Here is a 16,380-nt window from a genome sequence, read left to right as displayed (position 1 = left end):
TTCCGACATGCGGCGCAGCCCCACCTTTGCAGTCCTGCAATCTTAGGTTTGTTGCAAATTGTCAAAGACCGTCTGCGCCAGCTTCGGACCAAAGCCCTTGACCTCAGCAATGTCCTCCACACTGGCCTCCTTGAGTTTTTTGACGGAGCCAAAGTGTTTCACCAAATCGGTGCGGCGTTGCGGACCAAGTCCAGGTACGGCATCTAGCACAGACGTCCGCATGCGCTTAGAGCGCTGCTGGCGGTGATACGTAATGGCCACGCGGTGTGCCTCATCACGCAGGTGCTGAAGAAGAAACAACGCTTGGGAGTTACGCGGGAGAATAACTGGCTCGTCGTCGCCGGGTACCCAAATTTCTTCAAGGCGCTTGGCAAGGCCTATGAGGGTGACGTCAACAATGCCGAGCTCATCAAAGACCTCTTGGGCCGCAGCCACCTGAGGTGCTCCGCCGTCGACGATAAAAAGTTGCGGAGGATAAGAGCTGCGCTTCGTAGTGCTGGCCGCTTCCTCCCGCACGAGCTCCTCCGCGAAGGTGGTGTTTTCCAGTTCTTCATCGGGCACGGCGCGTTTGTCGTCGTGGTGATGCTTGAACCGGCGCCGCGTGACCTCCGCGATGGAGGCCACGTCATTGGAGTGGCCGTCCCCGGCAGCCTCCTTGATTCGGTAGCGCCGGTAGTCCGACTTGCGTGGCAAGCCGTCTTCAAAGACAACGAGGGAAGCCACCACATCGGTGCCTTGGATGTGCGAAATATCCGTACATTCGATGCGCAGTGGTGCCGAATCCATGCCCAGGGCTTCCTGCAGCTCCTGCAAAGCAGCCGAGCGCGCCGTCAGATCCCCCACGCGCTTGAGTTTATGCTGGCGCAACTGCTCTTTCGCATTGCGCTCCACAGTCTCCATGAGCGCGCGTTTATCGCCGCGTTGCGGCACGCGCAGGTCTACCTGTGCGCCGCGAAGCTCCTCCAGAACTATCTTGACTTGATCGGCTTCCTCGGGTGGCATTTGGACCAGAATTTCGCGCGGGATGGCATTGCCTCGATGAATGTCGATGTGAGACTCCTGGTCCACTCCCCTGCGCTCTAATTTGGCGTCTTCGGCGGCTTCTTGGCGCTGCCTCTCGACGGCGTCAGAATAGAACTGCATGAGGAAGTTCTGGATCAACGCCGGCAGGCCTGGATCCGGTTCGCCTTCCTGCCGTGGTTCTGCCGTGGCCTGGTCACCGGAGCGCTCCACCACCCAGCCGCGCTGGCCGCGGATGCGGCCGGAACGGACATGGAAGATCTGAACTGCGGCTTCCAACTCATCGGAGCTGAAGGCGATGAGGTCAGCGTCGGTTCCGTCAGAGAGCACCACCGCCTGCTGCTCCATGAGCTTGTCAATGGCCCCCAAGTCATCGCGCAAGCGAGCCGCGAGCTCGAATTCGAGGTTCTCGGAAGCCTCTTCCATTTCCTTGGTGAGACGCTTGCGCACTGGCGCGGTGTTGCCGTTCATAAAGCTGATGAGCTGATTGACCGTCTCACGGTGTTCCTCGGGGCTTACGCGCCCGATACACGGCGCGTCACATTTTCCGATGTAGCCCAACAGGCAAGGCCTGCCCAAGCGCTCATGGCGGTTGTACACGCCCTTCGCGCACGTTCGCATGGGAAACACCCGAGTCAGTAAGTCGAGGGACTCTCGCACGGCCCAGGCATGCGAGTAAGGCCCAAAATAACGCACTCCTTTGCGCCGCGGGCCACGATAGAAGAAAGCGCGTGGAATGGTCTCCCCAACGGACACCGCGAGCATGGGGTAGGTCTTGTCGTCGCGGTACATGACGTTGAAGCGCGGATCGAAGCGCTTAATCCACGTGTACTCCAACTGCAGCGCTTCGACCTCGCTGGCTACTACGGTCCACTCCACCGAGGCTGCCGTGAGCACCATTTGTCGGGTGCGGGGATGCAGCTGCGTGATGTCTTGGAAATAGTTAGACAGGCGTGCGCGCAGGTTCTTTGCCTTGCCCACATAGACAACGCGGCGATTCTCGTCCCTGAACTTGTAAACGCCCGGATCAGTGGGGATACTCCCCGGCGCCGGGCGATAGGTGGTGGGATCAGCCACTAGTCGTCCTGCGGCATGTAGCGGGCTTCAAGGTCACGGAAGGAACGCACCTTGGGGATGACGTCCTCCTTGTCCCCGGACTGCAGCGCCCAGACAGGAACATATTCAAAATCTGGCAGCTCGATGCGTGCCATGCGGGAACCTTCTGGAAAGGACAATCCGTAGATGACCTGCCACGGGTAGAAGCGGGTGCCGACGATGTTGCGGACCTCTACGCCATCGGAGTTGGCACGCAAGCGCGGGCGGGTCAGCGCAATCCAGGACAGGATCGAAATCACCACGCCCACGCCGGGGAACGCGAACTTATCGATGGTGGTGACCGTAGCACCGGTGAACGACAGACCGACGGTGAAGCCCATGAAGAGGTGGGCAGCCATGACGAGGATAATCCAGATGATGGCGACCTTGCGCAGGAACGGCGAGCGGGCCTCATATTCCCACGGCTTGGTGGACGTCATGGCGAAGGGATCGGCACTGGTGTACGCCATCACTTGCTCGTCGCTGATCCCTGGGCGAACAGCACTCGCCTGCTGTTCCTTGTCCGAGGGAACCTGTGAGTCCGTCATCGAGACCTCCATCTCCTCCATACTCCCCACCACACGGTGTGGACCGCGTCGCGTGGGCTGTGTGCAACCTACTGCGCGTTCGACCCGTTCAGTGTACGCAACGTGTGCACTGTTTCTAAAGCTGCGTGCATAGATTCCGCGCCCTTGTCTTCAGCGGAGTTCTCAAAGCCAGCGCGATCCACGGCTTGGTCATACTCGTTCACGGTGAGCACGCCATTTCCTACTGGTGTTGACTCGTCCAACGCGATGCGCGTCAAACCTTGCGTTACCGAGTCACACACATAATCAAAGTGCGGGGTTCCACCACGAACAACACAGCCTAAGGCGACAACGGCGTCGTGCGTCCGTGCGGCGGCCTGCACCACGACGGGAAGCTCTAGTGCGCCGACTACGCGCACGGCGGTGACCTCCGCGCCGGCCTCCTCAGCAGTCTCTATGGCACGACGATGGAGCTGATCGCAGATCTCCTCGTTCCACGTCGCCGTGACCACGGCCACGCGCAGTCCTTCGCCGGAGACCTTCTTCGGGGTCGGCAGGCCTTCTTTGCTCATTGTGTGCTCCTTCGTGAAGTGTTAAGAGTGCTTCTTATCCCACTCTGCCACCTGGGGCAGATCATGGCCCATGCGGTCGCGCTTGGTGCGCAGGTAAGCAATGTTCTCCGCGGTAGCCGGGGTTGCCAAGGCGGTACGCGCGGAGGCATCAATGCCAAAGCCCTGCAGGCCTTCGCCCTTGTGAGGGTTGTTGGTAAGCAAGTTGACGGACTTAACTCCGATGTCCCGCAGAATCTGGCCGGCGACGGAATATTCACGGGCATCCTCCGGCAGGCCCTGCTCCACATTTGCGTCAACGGTATCCATGCCGCCATCCTGCAGGCTGTAGGCCTTGAGCTTGTTCACCAGACCAATGCCACGGCCTTCCTGACCCCGCAGGTAGATAACGATTCCGCGCCCAGCTTCCTGCACTGCGCGGAGAGATTCCTGAAGCTGCGGACCACAGTCACAGCGCTGGGAGCCGAAGACATCTCCGGTAAGACACTCGGAATGAACACGCACGGGTACGTCCTTAGCACCGGCGTAATCATCAACCTCACCCACGACGAGGGCAATGTGCTCGCGCTTGTCGACGCCACTCTGGTAACCCAGCGCCTTGAACTCACCATGCTCAGTGGGCAGGCGGGTCTCTACCTGGCGAGTCACTTGCTGCTCATTGTGGCGGCGCCACTCAATGAGCTGCTCGATGGAGATCATCGTCAGACCGTGCTTATCCGCAAAACGGCGCAGCTCCGGGGAACGAGCCATATCGGTCGGATCCTCTTCAGAGACGATCTCACACAGCACTCCTGCCGGGCGTAGGCCCGCCAGACGAGCAAGGTCGATAGCGGCCTCGGTGTGGCCGTCACGCTCAAGTACGCCGTGGGGGCGAGCAGCGAGGGGAACGACGTGACCGGGGCGAGTGAAGTCAGTAGGTGCTGACGACGGATCCGCCAACGCGCGGATGGTGTCGCAGCGCGAGGTGGCAGAAATTCCGGTGGAGCCGTTAGCCAGGTCCACCGTCACGGTGTAGGCCGTGTGGCGAACATCCTGGTTGACGGCCATCATGGGTGGAAGGTTCAGGCGCTCACAATCATCGGGCAACAGCGGTGCACAAATGTAGCCGGAGCTGTAGCGCACCATGAAGGCAACGAGCTCAGGCGTGGCCAATTCTGCGGCGAAGATGAGGTCACCCTCGTTTTCGCGGTCCTCGTTGTCCACGACGACAACCGCTTTGCCAGCCGCAACATCGGCGATGGCTTGGTCGACGCTATCTAAAGTGAAGGTGGAATCTGCGGCGCTCATAGGAAATAACTCTATCCCTCCGCCGCGTACGCGGTGACGTTAGGGTGAACCATCTTCTCCACATACTTTGCTACAACGTCTACCTCGAGGTTTACCCGTGCACCAGGCTCCAAGGAACCGAAGATGGTATCGCGCAAAGTAGTCGGAATCAGAGAGACCTCAAAGAAATCCTCCCCCACGGCAGAAACCGTCAATGAGGTGCCCTGCACCGCAATGGATCCCTTCTCCACCACATAGTGCGCTAGTTCCTGAGGCAGGCTAAAGCGCAGCACGTCCCAGTTGTCAGAAGGCGTGCGCGACAGTAGCTCTCCGGTGCCATCCACATGTCCTTGGACGATGTGCCCACCGAGCCGTGTCGTCGGAAGCACCGCGCGCTCTAGGTTCACTGCAGAACCTACTTCCAGCCCACCAAGCGAACTGCGGTTGAGGGATTCCTGCATAACGTCAGCAATAAAGGTGCCTTCGCCCAGCTCGGCCACGGTCAGGCACACACCGTTAACAGCGATGGAGTCACCAAGCGCAGCATCCCCGAGAACGGTGGTCGCCGCTATGCCAAGCCGCACGGCATCGCCCTGCTTCTCCACGCTATCGACACGACCAATCTCTTCAACAAGTCCCGTAAACACTATGTCATTGTCCTTTCTTCCGGTATTCAACAAGCAGATCATCGCCCAGTTCCATCACGGCCGTACGCTGCCAGCGCGGGGCTGTGGCCAGCGTCGATGCCGCCGCACGGGCGAGAACCCCGGTGCCCTCACCGAGAATGACGTTGCCGAGGTAGGCCTGCACGGCATCCACGCAGCCCATTTCCAGCATGCTGATGGCAAGGCCTGCCCCTCCTTCGACAAGGACGTCGCGCGCGCCACTCGAATAGAGCTCCGCCAGTGCCTCCTCGGGGGTGGCGTACTGCTCGAAGCCTAGGCTTCCAAGGTTGTCCGCGCCGTGCTGAAGCACGTCCCTCGAGCCCACTACTACACGCCGTGGCTGCGTTTCACGCAGCGAGCCGTCTGGAAAGCGAGCGGTGAGCGAGGGGTTATCCGCTAGTGCGGTGCCAGTGCCTATGAGAATGGCATCGCGCCGGGCGCGATCCTCGTGAACATACTCGCGAGCCCGCTCGCCTGTGATCCACTGGCTCGTGCCATCGACGGCGGCTGTGAAACCATCGAGGCTCTGGGCGAACTTCAGGGTCACGTGAGGACGTCCCAGGGATGCGGCAGTCAGCCAGGGGATGAGCACATCCTGTGGCCCAGAAGGGGCATCAAGTTGTCTGGCAGTGACCCCCGACCGCGCGAGAGTGGTTGCTCCTCCCCCTGCTTGAGGGGTTGGGTCTGAGTGGAGGTAGTAGACGGCACTAACGGAGGCGTCGACAAGCGCCTGTGCACAGGGCCCCGTACGACCGGTGTGGTTGCAGGGCTCCAGGGTCACCACTGCGGTGCCACCCCGGGCTTTGTCCCCCGCGTCTGCCAAAGCCATGATCTCCGCATGCGGCCCACCCGGTGGCTGAGTGTGGCCCACGCCTACGACCTGACCGGCCGCATCGAGGATGACCGCACCGACGGGCGGGTTGGGGCTCGTCGTACCACGCGCCTGTGCGCCGGCCTCCATGGCGAGGCGCAGCGCATGCTGGATTACTGGTGAGAGCATTCCTGATACGATCACAGCGTTGCTAGACGGCGTAGCTCGTCAACGGCAGCGGCCTTATCGTCCTGCTTATAAATGGCCGAACCTGCCACAAATGCATCGCAGCCGGCTTCGGCGGATTCCCGAATGGTCTCGGCAGATATGCCGCCATCGATTTCGATGAGCACATCCAAGCCACGCTCATCGATTGTTTGGCGCAGCGTCCGGACCTTGTCCAGTTGCTCTGGCATGAAGCTTTGGCCACCAAAGCCAGGTTCAACGGACATGACAAGAACCTCATCAAAGTGCTCAAGCGTGTCCAACCACGGCTCGATCGGGGTGCCTGGCTTGATGGAGAAACCCGCGCGCACGCCCATGTTTCGAATCTTGTGGGCCAAAGCCACGGCAGCGTCCTTGTCCGCTACGGCTTCGACGTGGAAGATGATGCAATCAGCACCCGCCTTGGCGTATGTTTCTACCCATTTTTCGGGTTCTTCAATCATGAGATGCACGTCGAGAGTCTGGGGCGTGATGCCGTCTACGGTGGCGGTAATGTCCGGGCCGAACGACAGATTGGGAACGAAGTGACCATCCATGATGTCAACGTGGATCCAGTCCGCGTTGGCTACTGCACGGACTTCATCACCGAGCTGAGTGAAGTCAGCGGCCAAAATGGACGGAGCAATGATAGGACCAGACTTTTCTGCAGACATGTCACACAGCCTAGTCCCTTCACTCCTCCTAGTCCGCTACTCGGCGAAGGATAGCGAAAAACATTGCATCCGTGCCATGACGGTGCGGCCACAGCTGGGCAGACAGCTCGGAGCCAATATTGCCCATCGTCGGCAGCATGTCGCGGGCGTCGAGTTCCTCAATGTGGATCTCCGCCTCGCCACCGTGCTCAGCGAGTGCGGCATCGACGATCTCGCGGGTTTCGCGCAGGTCTGGCGAACACGTGGAGTACACCACCACGCCGCCAGGGCGCACGAGTTTCAGAGCGGACTCAAGCAGCTCTGTCTGCAGGCGGGTGAGTTCAGCAATGTCGGACTCAGACTTGCGCCACCGTGCCTCGGGACGTCGGCGCAAGGCTCCGAGCCCGGAACAGGGGGCGTCGACAAGAATGCGGTCATACCCCGCTTCCAGTCCGGGAGTGCGCCCGTCGGCGGTGTGCACACGAACAGGCAAATCACCCACCGTCTTCTCCACGAGTTTCGCACGATGCGGTGAAACCTCCACGGCGTCAACGGTGGCGCTCTCGATACGGGCAATGGCGCCCATGAGCGCTGCCTTCCCACCGGGGCCCGCGCACAAGTCGAGCCAGCGGCCAGTGTCCTCGCCACTGAGCGGAGCTTCAGTTACCGCACGGGCAATGAGCTGTGATCCTTCATCTTGGACCGCAGCCATGCCCTGGCGTACCGGCTCCAGCGCACCCGGATCGCCCTGCTCAAGGTAGACCGCATAGGGCGAATACCGGCCTTCTTCGCAGCCGGTCATGAGCGCCAGCTCTTCCGCGGTGATCTCACCCGGGCGCGCGACGAGGTGAACGATGGGACGCTGCGAGTCCGCTTCCAGCGCCTGTTCAAGTTCGTCCGAATTCCCGAGCGCGCGTGCAAAGGAACGCGCAATCCACTCCGGATGTGCGTGGCGGAAAGCCGCCGCTGCAAGCTCACCCACTGGGGTGAGCTTATCGAACCACTCCTGCGCTGGGGTACGCGTAATGGTGCGCATGATGCCGTTAGCAAACCCCTTAGCCTTCTCCTGCCCCGCTGCCTCGACGAGGCGCACAGTGGTATCGACGGCAGCGTGCGCCTCCACGCGGGTATACAACACCTGGTAGGTTCCCAAGCGCAGTGCGGTCAACACCTCCGGGGCCATGGCCTCAAGGCCGCGGGACGCGCACTCAGAAATGACCGCATCGAGTACCCCTTCGGTACGCAGGGTGCCGTAGGTCAGCTCAGTGGCGAACGCAGCGTCCCGCCCACTGAGCTTGTTAGCGCTCAAGGCCCTCGGCAGCGTGAGGTTGGCAAAGGCATCATCAGCATCGACGCGACGGAGCACGTCAAAGGCCACCGCGCGTGGCACATCCACTCCGCATCGGCGAGCCGACTGAATCAGTGAATCCGCCTGGGAATGGCGCGTGTCACGGCCTTCACCGCGTGGCCTACTTCCAGCATGTGCGCGCTGGCTGCGCCCACCTTTCGGCCGGCCACCGGACTTGCCGGAGCGCTGTCCACGCGAGTGCTGGGCACCGCGCTGGCCTGTGTTTCCTCGCTCTTTCCTGCCGCGGTCAGCGGGATCCCCGGACTTGCTTCGGGATCTGAATCCTCCGCTCATGAAAAGATCACCTCATCCTTGCCATCCTGAGTCATCTTGCTGCTGAGGCCCCTGCCCCAGTCGGCGGCGTTCATCATCTTCTTACCGGGCGGTTGAATCTGGCCCAAACGAACCGGACTGCTGCCGGTCCCCACGAGGACATCCTTCTTGGCCACGCGAACTTCACCAGGGCGAAGAGCGTTACTGGCGGAATCATTCTCTTCCGAGAACTGAGGTGCCGCCGTCACCGGACCAACCTTGAGACGGGATTCGCCCAGTAGCGTCCATGCGCCAGGGCCTGGGGTATGCGCACGGATGTGGCGATCAATGACGTCGGCAGGCGCCGCCCAGTCGATGCGGGCGTCCTCCGTAGCAATTTTGTGCGCGTAGGTGGCCTCCCCCTGCTGCGGCTTCGGGGTGATGCTGCCGTCCTCGAGACCATCCATCGTGCGCACGAGCAAGTCCGCGCCGGAATAAGCTAAGCGCGTAAGGAGATCATCAGCAGTATCGGTAGGCTGGATGGATTCTTCCACAGTGGCAAGAATGTCACCAGTGTCGAGGCCCTTGTCAATGCGGAACGTCGTGGCTCCTGTTTCCTCATCACCCGCAGCGATGGATGCCTGGACTGGGGCTGCACCTCGCCACGCCGGAAGCAGAGAAAAGTGCAGGTTCACCCAGCCGTGCGTGGGCACGTCGAGGAGATCCTCAGTAATGAGGTTGCCATAGGCCACCACTGGAATGGCTTCTGGCGAAAGCTCCGCCAAGCGTGCACGCAGCGCATCGCCGTCCTCAGTGCCGGCCTTGAGAGTGGTCGGGGTAAGCACCTCTATGCCGTGCTCTTCGGCCAAGGCCTTAACTGGACTGGGATGCAGACTGCGGCCACGTCCACGGCGGGCATCCGGACGGGTAATAACGGCAGCCACCTCGTGGCGCGAGGCAATGAGCTTCTCCAGCGCCACCACGGCAGGTTCAGGGGTTCCGGCGAAAACGATACGCACAGTAGGTCGTGTCTCTTTCTTGGTTAGGTATGGATCTAAGCGTTAAACCAATCCGCTTCGCGGATGGTCTTCATGGATTCTTTACGCAGGTCATCACTCAGGCGCTGCAGAAAGAGTACGCCGTCGAGGTGATCGGTTTCGTGCTGGATACAGCGAGCCATCAACCCAGACGCCACCATGGCGATCGGGCGGCCTGCTGTATCGACGCCGCGTACCCGCACGGTGTTGAAGCGCTCGGTCGGCTGCGAGATACCTGGGATGGACAGGCAGCCTTCGGTGCCCAACTGCGTCTCCTCCCCAATGGCCTCCCACTCCGGGTTCACTATGGCGCCGCGCAGACCATCCTGGTAGTGGGTGCAATCGAAGACGAAGATACGCTTGGTCAAGCCAATCTGGTTGGCCGCCAGCCCGACTCCACCGGCATCCTCCATGGTCTCAAGCATGTCCTGAGCTAGGCGCTCCAAGGACGGGCCGAAGTCGGTGATCTCATCGGCACGGGTGTTGAGGACGGGATCGCCATACAGGCGAACCTTGCGCACGGTCATGGTGAGTACTCCTCTTCGTTGGGGCGTTACAGACCGACAATAGTTCACGAGGCACCGCGCTTGGCGACGAGGCCCCCTCACCCCGTCTGCATCCTGCCCTATTCACCCCGCCAGCCCGTACCTCTCCGACTCCGACGGCATCAGCCAGTTAGCCGATGTTGATGGGATCGACCGCAATACGCAAGGGCAACACATCTTTGCGCGCGCTGCGTACCGCATTAGCCTTTCGCAAGGCTGTGCCGAGCTCCGCACGCGGTCCTAAAGGTGTGCGCACGAGCAGGCGCTGCGGCTCACCTCCCCTCTCCCGGTCATAGTCGCCCGGAAGGCTGACGCCGGGTGGGAGCGGTACAGGTCCCAGAAGCTCCGCGTGTTCTGGAAGCTCAGAGAGCTCAAGAAAGGCATCAAGGGAGGCATCGGCGCCATCGATGGCTGCCATATGAACAGCTGGCGGGAAACGTACTTCACGGCGGGCCTGCAACTCTGCGGCGGCGGCGCCTACCATGTCCCAACGTGCAAAGAAGCCGACCAAAGCCAGCTGGTCATCGGCGGCAACGATAACTACGCCACCATCCTGTGCGGGCTTGACGCGTGTTGCTGCTGCCGCCCATGTGGCGAGGGTGTCTTCCGTGGCGCGAAGATCCTGTCGGCCCAAGAGCGCTCCGGTCTCGACAAGAAGGGCCGCTCCATAGCGCCCGCCTTCCTCGATGCGTGGCTCCGCGCCGGGGGTGGCTATGACGAGCGCGGGTTCGCGGGCTATTTCGTCGATGACCTTGGAACCGCCCGACTGGATAACTCGCGTCTGCGGGAAGGCACGGCCCATCTCTTCCGCGGTGCGCTCAGAGCCCAAGACGATGGCTCGAAGCCGCGGTGAACCGCAGTCAGAGCAACGGTAATGTGTATCCACACGCCCGCACCAGCGACAAGTGGGCAAAGCAGCGGACTGGGTGTCGCGACCACCAGCGGACGGCAGGCCCAACGGCCCATTGCAGTGTCGGCAGCGCGCCGGGGAGGAACAGTTCCCACACGCCAGAATCGGCGCATACCCCTTGCGCGGAACCTGTACCAGCACTGGTTCGCCACGCTCCAAAGCAGCGCGTGTTGCCTGGAAGGCGGGCCCGGACACAGAGGTCGTTCCGCCCTGCATGTGCCTAGTGAGGTTCACGCCGAAGCGGCCTACCGGCACGATGTCGGGGCAGGAGGCTGCCACTGACTCCTCGGTCGGGAGAAGATCGTGCGCCCACCCGGACTCAACCAGCAACTGGGCTTCCGCTGTACGCGAATGCCCGGCGAGAATGAGGCTGCAGCTTTCTTGAGCAGAGCGAGTGCTGAGAACCTCGCGGGCATGGACATAGGGTTTGAGGTTGTCAACAAGGTTGTCGTCGCCATCGTTAAGGATGACGGCCAGCTGAAGGTCCTTGACCGGAGCAAATGCGGCCGAACGTGTGCCAATAACGATGCGGGATTGGCCCGTTAGTGCGGACAGGTAACGCCGATAACGCGCCTGAGGGCCAGTACTATGGGCCAACACCGTGATCTGCTTGGCGGACACATACTGACGGAAGGCCGCTTCCAAGCAGTCAAGATCACGCTGATCAGGTACGACGAGGAGCACTCCCCCGCCAGTGAGCGCCACGCTCGTTCCCAAGGCAGCCAGGGCATCGGCCCAGTCCGCGCCGGGCGCGATTTGCCAGGCAGCGCGGGCAATCTTGCCTTCCAGTACCGAATCGACGAAGGACTCGCCATGAACATAGTGCGACCACGCCGACAAGTCAGGATGCTCGGTAGTACCAAGTTCCTCCCACGGAGTCTCGAGATCTGCTTCTTCTGCCTTGGCATGGCGGGAAGGAATCGCGGTGCGGATAATGTCGGAGCGAACTCCGCCATAGCGCGCGGCTAATGACTCCACCAGGGCAGACATGGCCGGCGTATAGACCGCAAAAGGTGAGATTACGCGGTCGATGTAGCGTAGCGATCCATCGAACTCGGAGTCACTGCCGCGGGCGAGGAGGATGGCGTCGACAAGCCGGCCATTGAACCTAATCCTCACCCGAACACCCGGCTGCGCAACCTCCGAATCGGCCTCATCAATGAGGTAGTCAAAGGATCTATCCAGGTGTGCAACCCCTAATAAGGGCAACACCCGCGCGACCGGTTGATGGGCGGCGGGTGTCTTCTTGGGCATGGCGCCCGATTCTACAGGCCTGCGGCGCGGCGCAGTTCCTCGGCACGGGTGGTGTCCTCCCAAGGGAGATCAACGTCAGTACGGCCGAAGTGACCGTAGGCTGCAGTTGCGCTGTATAGCGGGCGAAGCAAGTCCAAATCACGAATGATGGCGGCAGGACGAAGATCAAAGACCTTGTTGACCGCGGCCTGAATGGCACTGTCGCTCAGTCCATTCTTTGCCGTGCCGAAGGTCTCAACGTAGAGGCCCACTGGCTTTGCACGGCCAATGGCATAGGCAACCTGCACCTCAGCGCGGTCAGCAAGCTCGGCTGCCACGATGTTCTTGGCCACCCACCGCATGGCGTACGCAGCGGAACGGTCAACCTTGCTCGGGTCCTTGCCGGAGAACGCGCCACCACCATGGCGGGCCATGCCGCCATAAGTATCGACGATAATCTTGCGGCCGGTCAGGCCAGCATCACCCATCGGGCCGCCAAGGATGAAAGATCCGGACGGGTTGATCAGTAACTCCGTGTCCTCGGTGTAGTACTTACTCAGGTTGGCATCGCTCACGACCCACTCCACCACGTTGGTGCGCAACTGTTCCATGAGCCAGTCCTGCGTCACGTCCGGATCATGTTGCGTGGAGATAACGATGGTCTCCAGGTGAGTAGGAACATCGTCCTCGTCATAGGCGAAGGTCACCTGGGTCTTACCGTCGGGGCGCAGGGAGGGCACGATGCCCTCCTTACGCACCTGGGTAAGACGGCGCGAGAGGCGGTGTGCCGTGGAAATAGGCAGCGGCATGAACTCCGGGGTTTCATTGGTGGCATAGCCGAACATGAGGCCCTGGTCACCCGCACCATACTGGTCATCATCCTCATAGGTTCCGGAACGCACCTCGGTCGATGCGTCCACACCAGCGCCGATTTCCTGGGACTGCTCACCAATGGCCACGTTGACACCGCAGGTGTGGCCATCGAAGCCAACATCGGAGGAGGTAAATCCAATGTCAACGAGGGTCTTGCGCACAATCTGCGGGATCTCCACGTACCCGGAGGTGCGAACCTCACCGACGACGTGGACCTGGCCAGTCGTCACCAAGGTCTCCACGGCGACGTGGGCGTCCGGGTCGGCCTCCAAAAGGGCGTCAAGAATGGCGTCCGAGATTGCGTCGCAAATTTTATCCGGGTGGCCTTCGGTCACGGATTCGCTGGTGAAGAGGCGTACTGCCTGAGAAGCTGATTCAGTCACACATAGTCCTTTAACTAGTACTGCGCGCCGTAAGGAAAAAAGAAACTGGGACGCAATGCCAGCTTGAAAGCCCGACGCGTTAACACTAGGCCATCGTAGACCAAGCAGTCTATATCTGCAAGAACGACCACTACTTCGCTAGCTTTTCATTCACAGCATCGAGAATCTGTGCCGCAACCACCTGTTTACTGCCGTGAGCGACCTCCAGCGGTTCGGCATTTCGGCGAAGAATCCAGCCGGCGCTCGTGGACTGTCCAAATACTTTGCCCTCACCCACTTCATTGGCCATGAGCACATCGCAGCCCTTTTTCTTGAATTTCTGCTGGGCGTACTCAAGCACACTCGTGTTTGCATCACCAGTTTCTGCAGCAAAGCCCACGATGACAGCATCTTTCTTGAGCTCACCGCCGTCACGGCGGGCTACAAGGCCCTTAAGGATATCCGGATTCTCCACCAGCTCGAGCTGCGCGAGTTGCTCGTCCGCAGCTCCCTTTTTCATCTTCGAGCCAGCAACAGTAGCTGGACGATAATCCGCTACAGCGGCCGCCATGATGACAACATCGGCATCAGCCGCGGACTCATTCATGGCCTTCTCCATGTCGCGCGTCGACGTCACACGGAGAATAGTCGCTCCCGACGGCACAGGAATTTCCTCGGTATTTCCAGCCACGATGGTCACGTCCGCGCCCCGCTGTGCAGCGAGCTCCGCCAAGGCGAAACCCTGGCGTCCGGACGATCGATTACCTATGTAGCGAACCGGATCGAGGTTTTCCTGGGTGCCGCCAGCAGAAACCACGACCTTACGGCCCTTCCAATCGAACGGAACGGGGTGGCCGGCAAGGACCGTACGTGCAAACTCCGCAATTTGGCTAGGTTCCGGAAGACGCCCAGCGCCGGTGTCCTTGCCGGTAAGACGCCCATGAGCGGGTTCCATAACAGTGATGCCACGGCGACGAAGCGTAGCAACATTGTCCTGCGTAGCCGGGTTAAGCCACATCTCCGTGTGCATGGCAGGCACAACGACGATCGGGCAGGTAGCCACGAGGACTGAGGCTGTTAGCAAGTCATCAGCACGGCCACCGGCCAAGCGGGCAATGAGGTCCGCAGTCGCTGGAGCAATGACGACGGCGTCGGCCTGCTGCCCCAAGGCCACATGCTGAACGTCATCCACAGCATCGAAAACCGTGGTCGACACTGGGTTCCCAGAAAGCGCCTCAAAAGTTGCTGCCCCAACAAAGTTGAGCGCGGGTTCGGTGGGAACCACGCGCACATCATCGCCATGCTCTTTGAAGTCACGAATGAGGTGGCAGGCCTTATACGCGGCGATACCACCCGCCACGCCGACAAGAATGCGACGCGGGTTGCTGGTCATGTCTGGGTTCTCCTGTACGTCATTCACTCGGACAATGTTACCCAAGACGCAGAAAACCCACCCGGGCATCCGCACACGATGCACAGGGTGGGTTACAAGGCGCGGCACCGGGCACTCACCCGCCTGCCGAGCGCTCAAGGAAGATTAGTTGCCTTCCTCGTGGTCTAGGAGACCGGCCTCAATTTCGCGCAGAGCGATGGACAGCGGCTTCTCACCCGGCTCCGGGGTCACCAGCGGTCCAACGAACTCGAATACGCCTTCGTCTTGTTCCTGGTAGTAGCTGTTGATCTGACGCGCGCGCTTTGCAGCGAAGATCACCAGTGCGTACTTGGACGAGACCTTGTCCAGGAGCTCATCGATCGGCGGGGCGGTAATGCCCGTCGGCGGATCGAAGACTGGCTCCGGCTTGACGGCCTCAGAATTAGCAGGTGTGGTCACGTTGGTCACATGCACCTTTACTGTTGATAGATGGTCAAAATCTTGGTCTATCCACGCAGGATAGCACTAATAGCAGCAACGGCCTCATCGAGGTCATTATTGACAACGACGTGGTCGAACTCCTTTTGCGCGGCAAGCTCCGTCTCTGCGGTCTGCAACCTGCGGTCGATAACGTCCTGGGGTTCGGTTCCCCGCCCAGTAAGGCGCTCAACCAGAACTTCCCATGACGGCGGGGCGAGAAACACGGTTTCCGCCTCCGGCATCGCCGCTTTGACGTTGCGGGCGCCTGCAAGATCAACCTCCACCAACACCGGGCGACCAGACGTCATGGCCTCCTGCACGGGCTGAGCCGGCGTACCGGAACGCTGCAAGCCGCCATGAATTTCTGCCCACTCGAGCATGTCTCCGGCGTCAATGTGCTCCTGGAAGGCCTCCGGGCTGACGAAGAAATAGTCAACCCCGTCGGACTCGCCAGGACGGGGTTGGCGCGTCGTCATAGAGACGCTGAAGTAGAGGTTGTCAATATCGTCACGCAGGCGCGAAACCACAGTGGACTTACCCACAGCAGACGGACCGGCCAGTACGACCAGCCGTCCGCGTGCAGTTTCGTCAGCCATTGCGCTAATTACTCGCCGTAGCCGAAACGCTCGAGCAGGGCGCGACGCTGACGGTCACCCAGGCCACGCAGGCGACGGGTCTGAGCAATCTCCAGGTCCTCCATGATTTCCTTGGCCTTGACCTTGCCCACCTTCGGCAGGGCCTCGAGGAGAGCAGAGACCTTGGTCTTGCCGATAATCTCGTCGGTCTCAGCCTTCTCCAGAACGTCCTGCAGGTTGGTCTCGCCGCGCTTCAGCGCAGCCTTAAGCTCAGCGCGAGCCTTGCGGGCCTCAGCGGCCTTTGCGAGAGCTTCCTTGCGCTGCTCATCAGTCAACTTGGGAAGGGCCACGGGTTTCCTCCGATTTCATTAGTGTGAACATTTTCGTCTGATGGCTAGCACCAGATTTTCGGTCCTCAGGGGTTTGTTTCCCCAGCGCGAAATAGCTTTTAGCATCTCCACGAACCGACTTCTGGCAATCCTAGCACTGGTCTGTACACGATGACGTAACCCGGCCCCCTTGTTCTAAAGGTTCCTGCACGTCAACGCATATGCCCTAAACAAAATACCAGGTAAACGGCGCG

General features: G+C 60.8%; 16 protein-coding genes. All 16 read right to left on the bottom strand.

The features are described 5' to 3' along the window. Positions 1 to 42: 42 nt before the first annotated feature. The 16 genes from uvrC to mihF all read right to left on the bottom strand — a co-directional run bounded on the left by uvrC (position 43) and on the right by mihF (position 16,147). Positions 43 to 2,097, bottom strand: coding sequence for an excinuclease ABC subunit UvrC (gene uvrC, locus CSING_RS06435; protein WP_042530734.1), 2,055 nt, complete (start codon positions 2,095 to 2,097; stop codon positions 43 to 45). Then, positions 2,097 to 2,663, bottom strand: coding sequence for a PH domain-containing protein (locus CSING_RS06430; protein WP_042533231.1), 567 nt, complete (start codon positions 2,661 to 2,663; stop codon positions 2,097 to 2,099). Before CSING_RS06430 ends, uvrC begins: the two co-directional genes overlap by 1 nt. Before the next feature lie 68 nt (positions 2,664 to 2,731). Then, complete coding sequence (gene ribH / locus CSING_RS06425) at positions 2,732 to 3,214, bottom strand: 6,7-dimethyl-8-ribityllumazine synthase (protein ID WP_042530732.1); 483 nt, start codon at positions 3,212 to 3,214, stop codon at positions 2,732 to 2,734. 21 nt (positions 3,215 to 3,235) lie between these two features. Further along, positions 3,236 to 4,498 carry a bifunctional 3,4-dihydroxy-2-butanone-4-phosphate synthase/GTP cyclohydrolase II gene (locus CSING_RS06420; RefSeq protein ID WP_042530730.1) on the bottom strand — a complete coding sequence of 421 codons (1,263 nt, stop codon included), beginning with the start codon at positions 4,496 to 4,498 and terminating at the stop codon, positions 3,236 to 3,238. An 11-nt stretch (positions 4,499 to 4,509) separates the two neighbouring features. Next, entirely contained in the window at positions 4,510 to 5,124 is a 615-nt protein-coding gene (locus CSING_RS06415) for a riboflavin synthase (RefSeq protein ID WP_042530728.1), read from the bottom strand. A gap of 4 nt (positions 5,125 to 5,128) precedes the next feature. Continuing rightward, complete coding sequence (gene ribD / locus CSING_RS06410) at positions 5,129 to 6,142, bottom strand: bifunctional diaminohydroxyphosphoribosylaminopyrimidine deaminase/5-amino-6-(5-phosphoribosylamino)uracil reductase RibD (protein WP_144403120.1); 1,014 nt, start codon at positions 6,140 to 6,142, stop codon at positions 5,129 to 5,131. Between the two features lie 11 nt (positions 6,143 to 6,153). Further along, complete coding sequence (gene rpe / locus CSING_RS06405) at positions 6,154 to 6,831, bottom strand: ribulose-phosphate 3-epimerase (protein WP_042530727.1); 678 nt, start codon at positions 6,829 to 6,831, stop codon at positions 6,154 to 6,156. A gap of 28 nt (positions 6,832 to 6,859) precedes the next feature. After that, on the bottom strand, positions 6,860 to 8,452 hold the full coding sequence (locus CSING_RS06400) for an RsmB/NOP family class I SAM-dependent RNA methyltransferase (protein ID WP_042530724.1): 1,593 nt from the start codon (positions 8,450 to 8,452) through the stop codon (positions 6,860 to 6,862). Beyond that, positions 8,449 to 9,429 carry a methionyl-tRNA formyltransferase gene (gene fmt, locus CSING_RS06395; protein ID WP_042530722.1) on the bottom strand — a complete coding sequence of 327 codons (981 nt, stop codon included), beginning with the start codon at positions 9,427 to 9,429 and terminating at the stop codon, positions 8,449 to 8,451. The genes CSING_RS06400 and fmt overlap by 4 nt, the downstream gene beginning before the upstream one ends. Positions 9,430 to 9,464: 35 nt before the next feature. Then, positions 9,465 to 9,974, bottom strand: coding sequence for a peptide deformylase (def, locus tag CSING_RS06390; RefSeq protein ID WP_042530720.1), 510 nt, complete (start codon positions 9,972 to 9,974; stop codon positions 9,465 to 9,467). 148 nt (positions 9,975 to 10,122) lie between these two features. Next, positions 10,123 to 12,156, bottom strand: a complete 2,034-nt coding sequence (locus CSING_RS06385; protein ID WP_042530718.1) for a primosomal protein N' — start codon at positions 12,154 to 12,156, stop codon at positions 10,123 to 10,125. Between the two features lie 11 nt (positions 12,157 to 12,167). Beyond that, positions 12,168 to 13,391 carry a methionine adenosyltransferase gene (metK, locus tag CSING_RS06380; protein ID WP_042530716.1) on the bottom strand — a complete coding sequence of 408 codons (1,224 nt, stop codon included), beginning with the start codon at positions 13,389 to 13,391 and terminating at the stop codon, positions 12,168 to 12,170. Positions 13,392 to 13,521: 130 nt separating this feature from the next. Beyond that, positions 13,522 to 14,763: a bifunctional phosphopantothenoylcysteine decarboxylase/phosphopantothenate--cysteine ligase CoaBC gene (gene coaBC / locus CSING_RS06375; protein WP_042530714.1), complete on the bottom strand. Its 1,242-nt coding sequence runs from the start codon at positions 14,761 to 14,763 to the stop codon at positions 13,522 to 13,524. Between the two features lie 144 nt (positions 14,764 to 14,907). Further along, the gene (gene rpoZ / locus CSING_RS06370; protein WP_042530712.1) at positions 14,908 to 15,210 is read right to left on the bottom strand and encodes a DNA-directed RNA polymerase subunit omega; all 303 of its coding nucleotides are present in this window, start codon (positions 15,208 to 15,210) and stop codon (positions 14,908 to 14,910) included. 38 nt (positions 15,211 to 15,248) lie between these two features. After that, positions 15,249 to 15,818 (bottom strand): guanylate kinase, encoded by a 570-nt coding sequence (gene gmk, locus CSING_RS06365; protein ID WP_042530710.1) that lies wholly within the window; start codon positions 15,816 to 15,818, stop codon positions 15,249 to 15,251. An 8-nt stretch (positions 15,819 to 15,826) separates the two neighbouring features. Next, a complete protein-coding gene (gene mihF / locus CSING_RS06360) occupies positions 15,827 to 16,147 on the bottom strand; it encodes an integration host factor, actinobacterial type (protein ID WP_039675208.1) in 321 nt (106 codons plus the stop codon). Between the last annotated feature and the right edge of the window lie 233 nt (positions 16,148 to 16,380).

Origin of the sequence: Corynebacterium singulare (assembly GCF_000833575.1) — a bacterium.
In the GTDB taxonomy this organism is placed as follows: Bacteria; Actinomycetota; Actinomycetes; order Mycobacteriales; family Mycobacteriaceae; genus Corynebacterium; species Corynebacterium singulare.
Note: the sequence above shows the minus strand (reverse complement) of the source record. Positions and strands in the feature narration are given on the sequence as shown.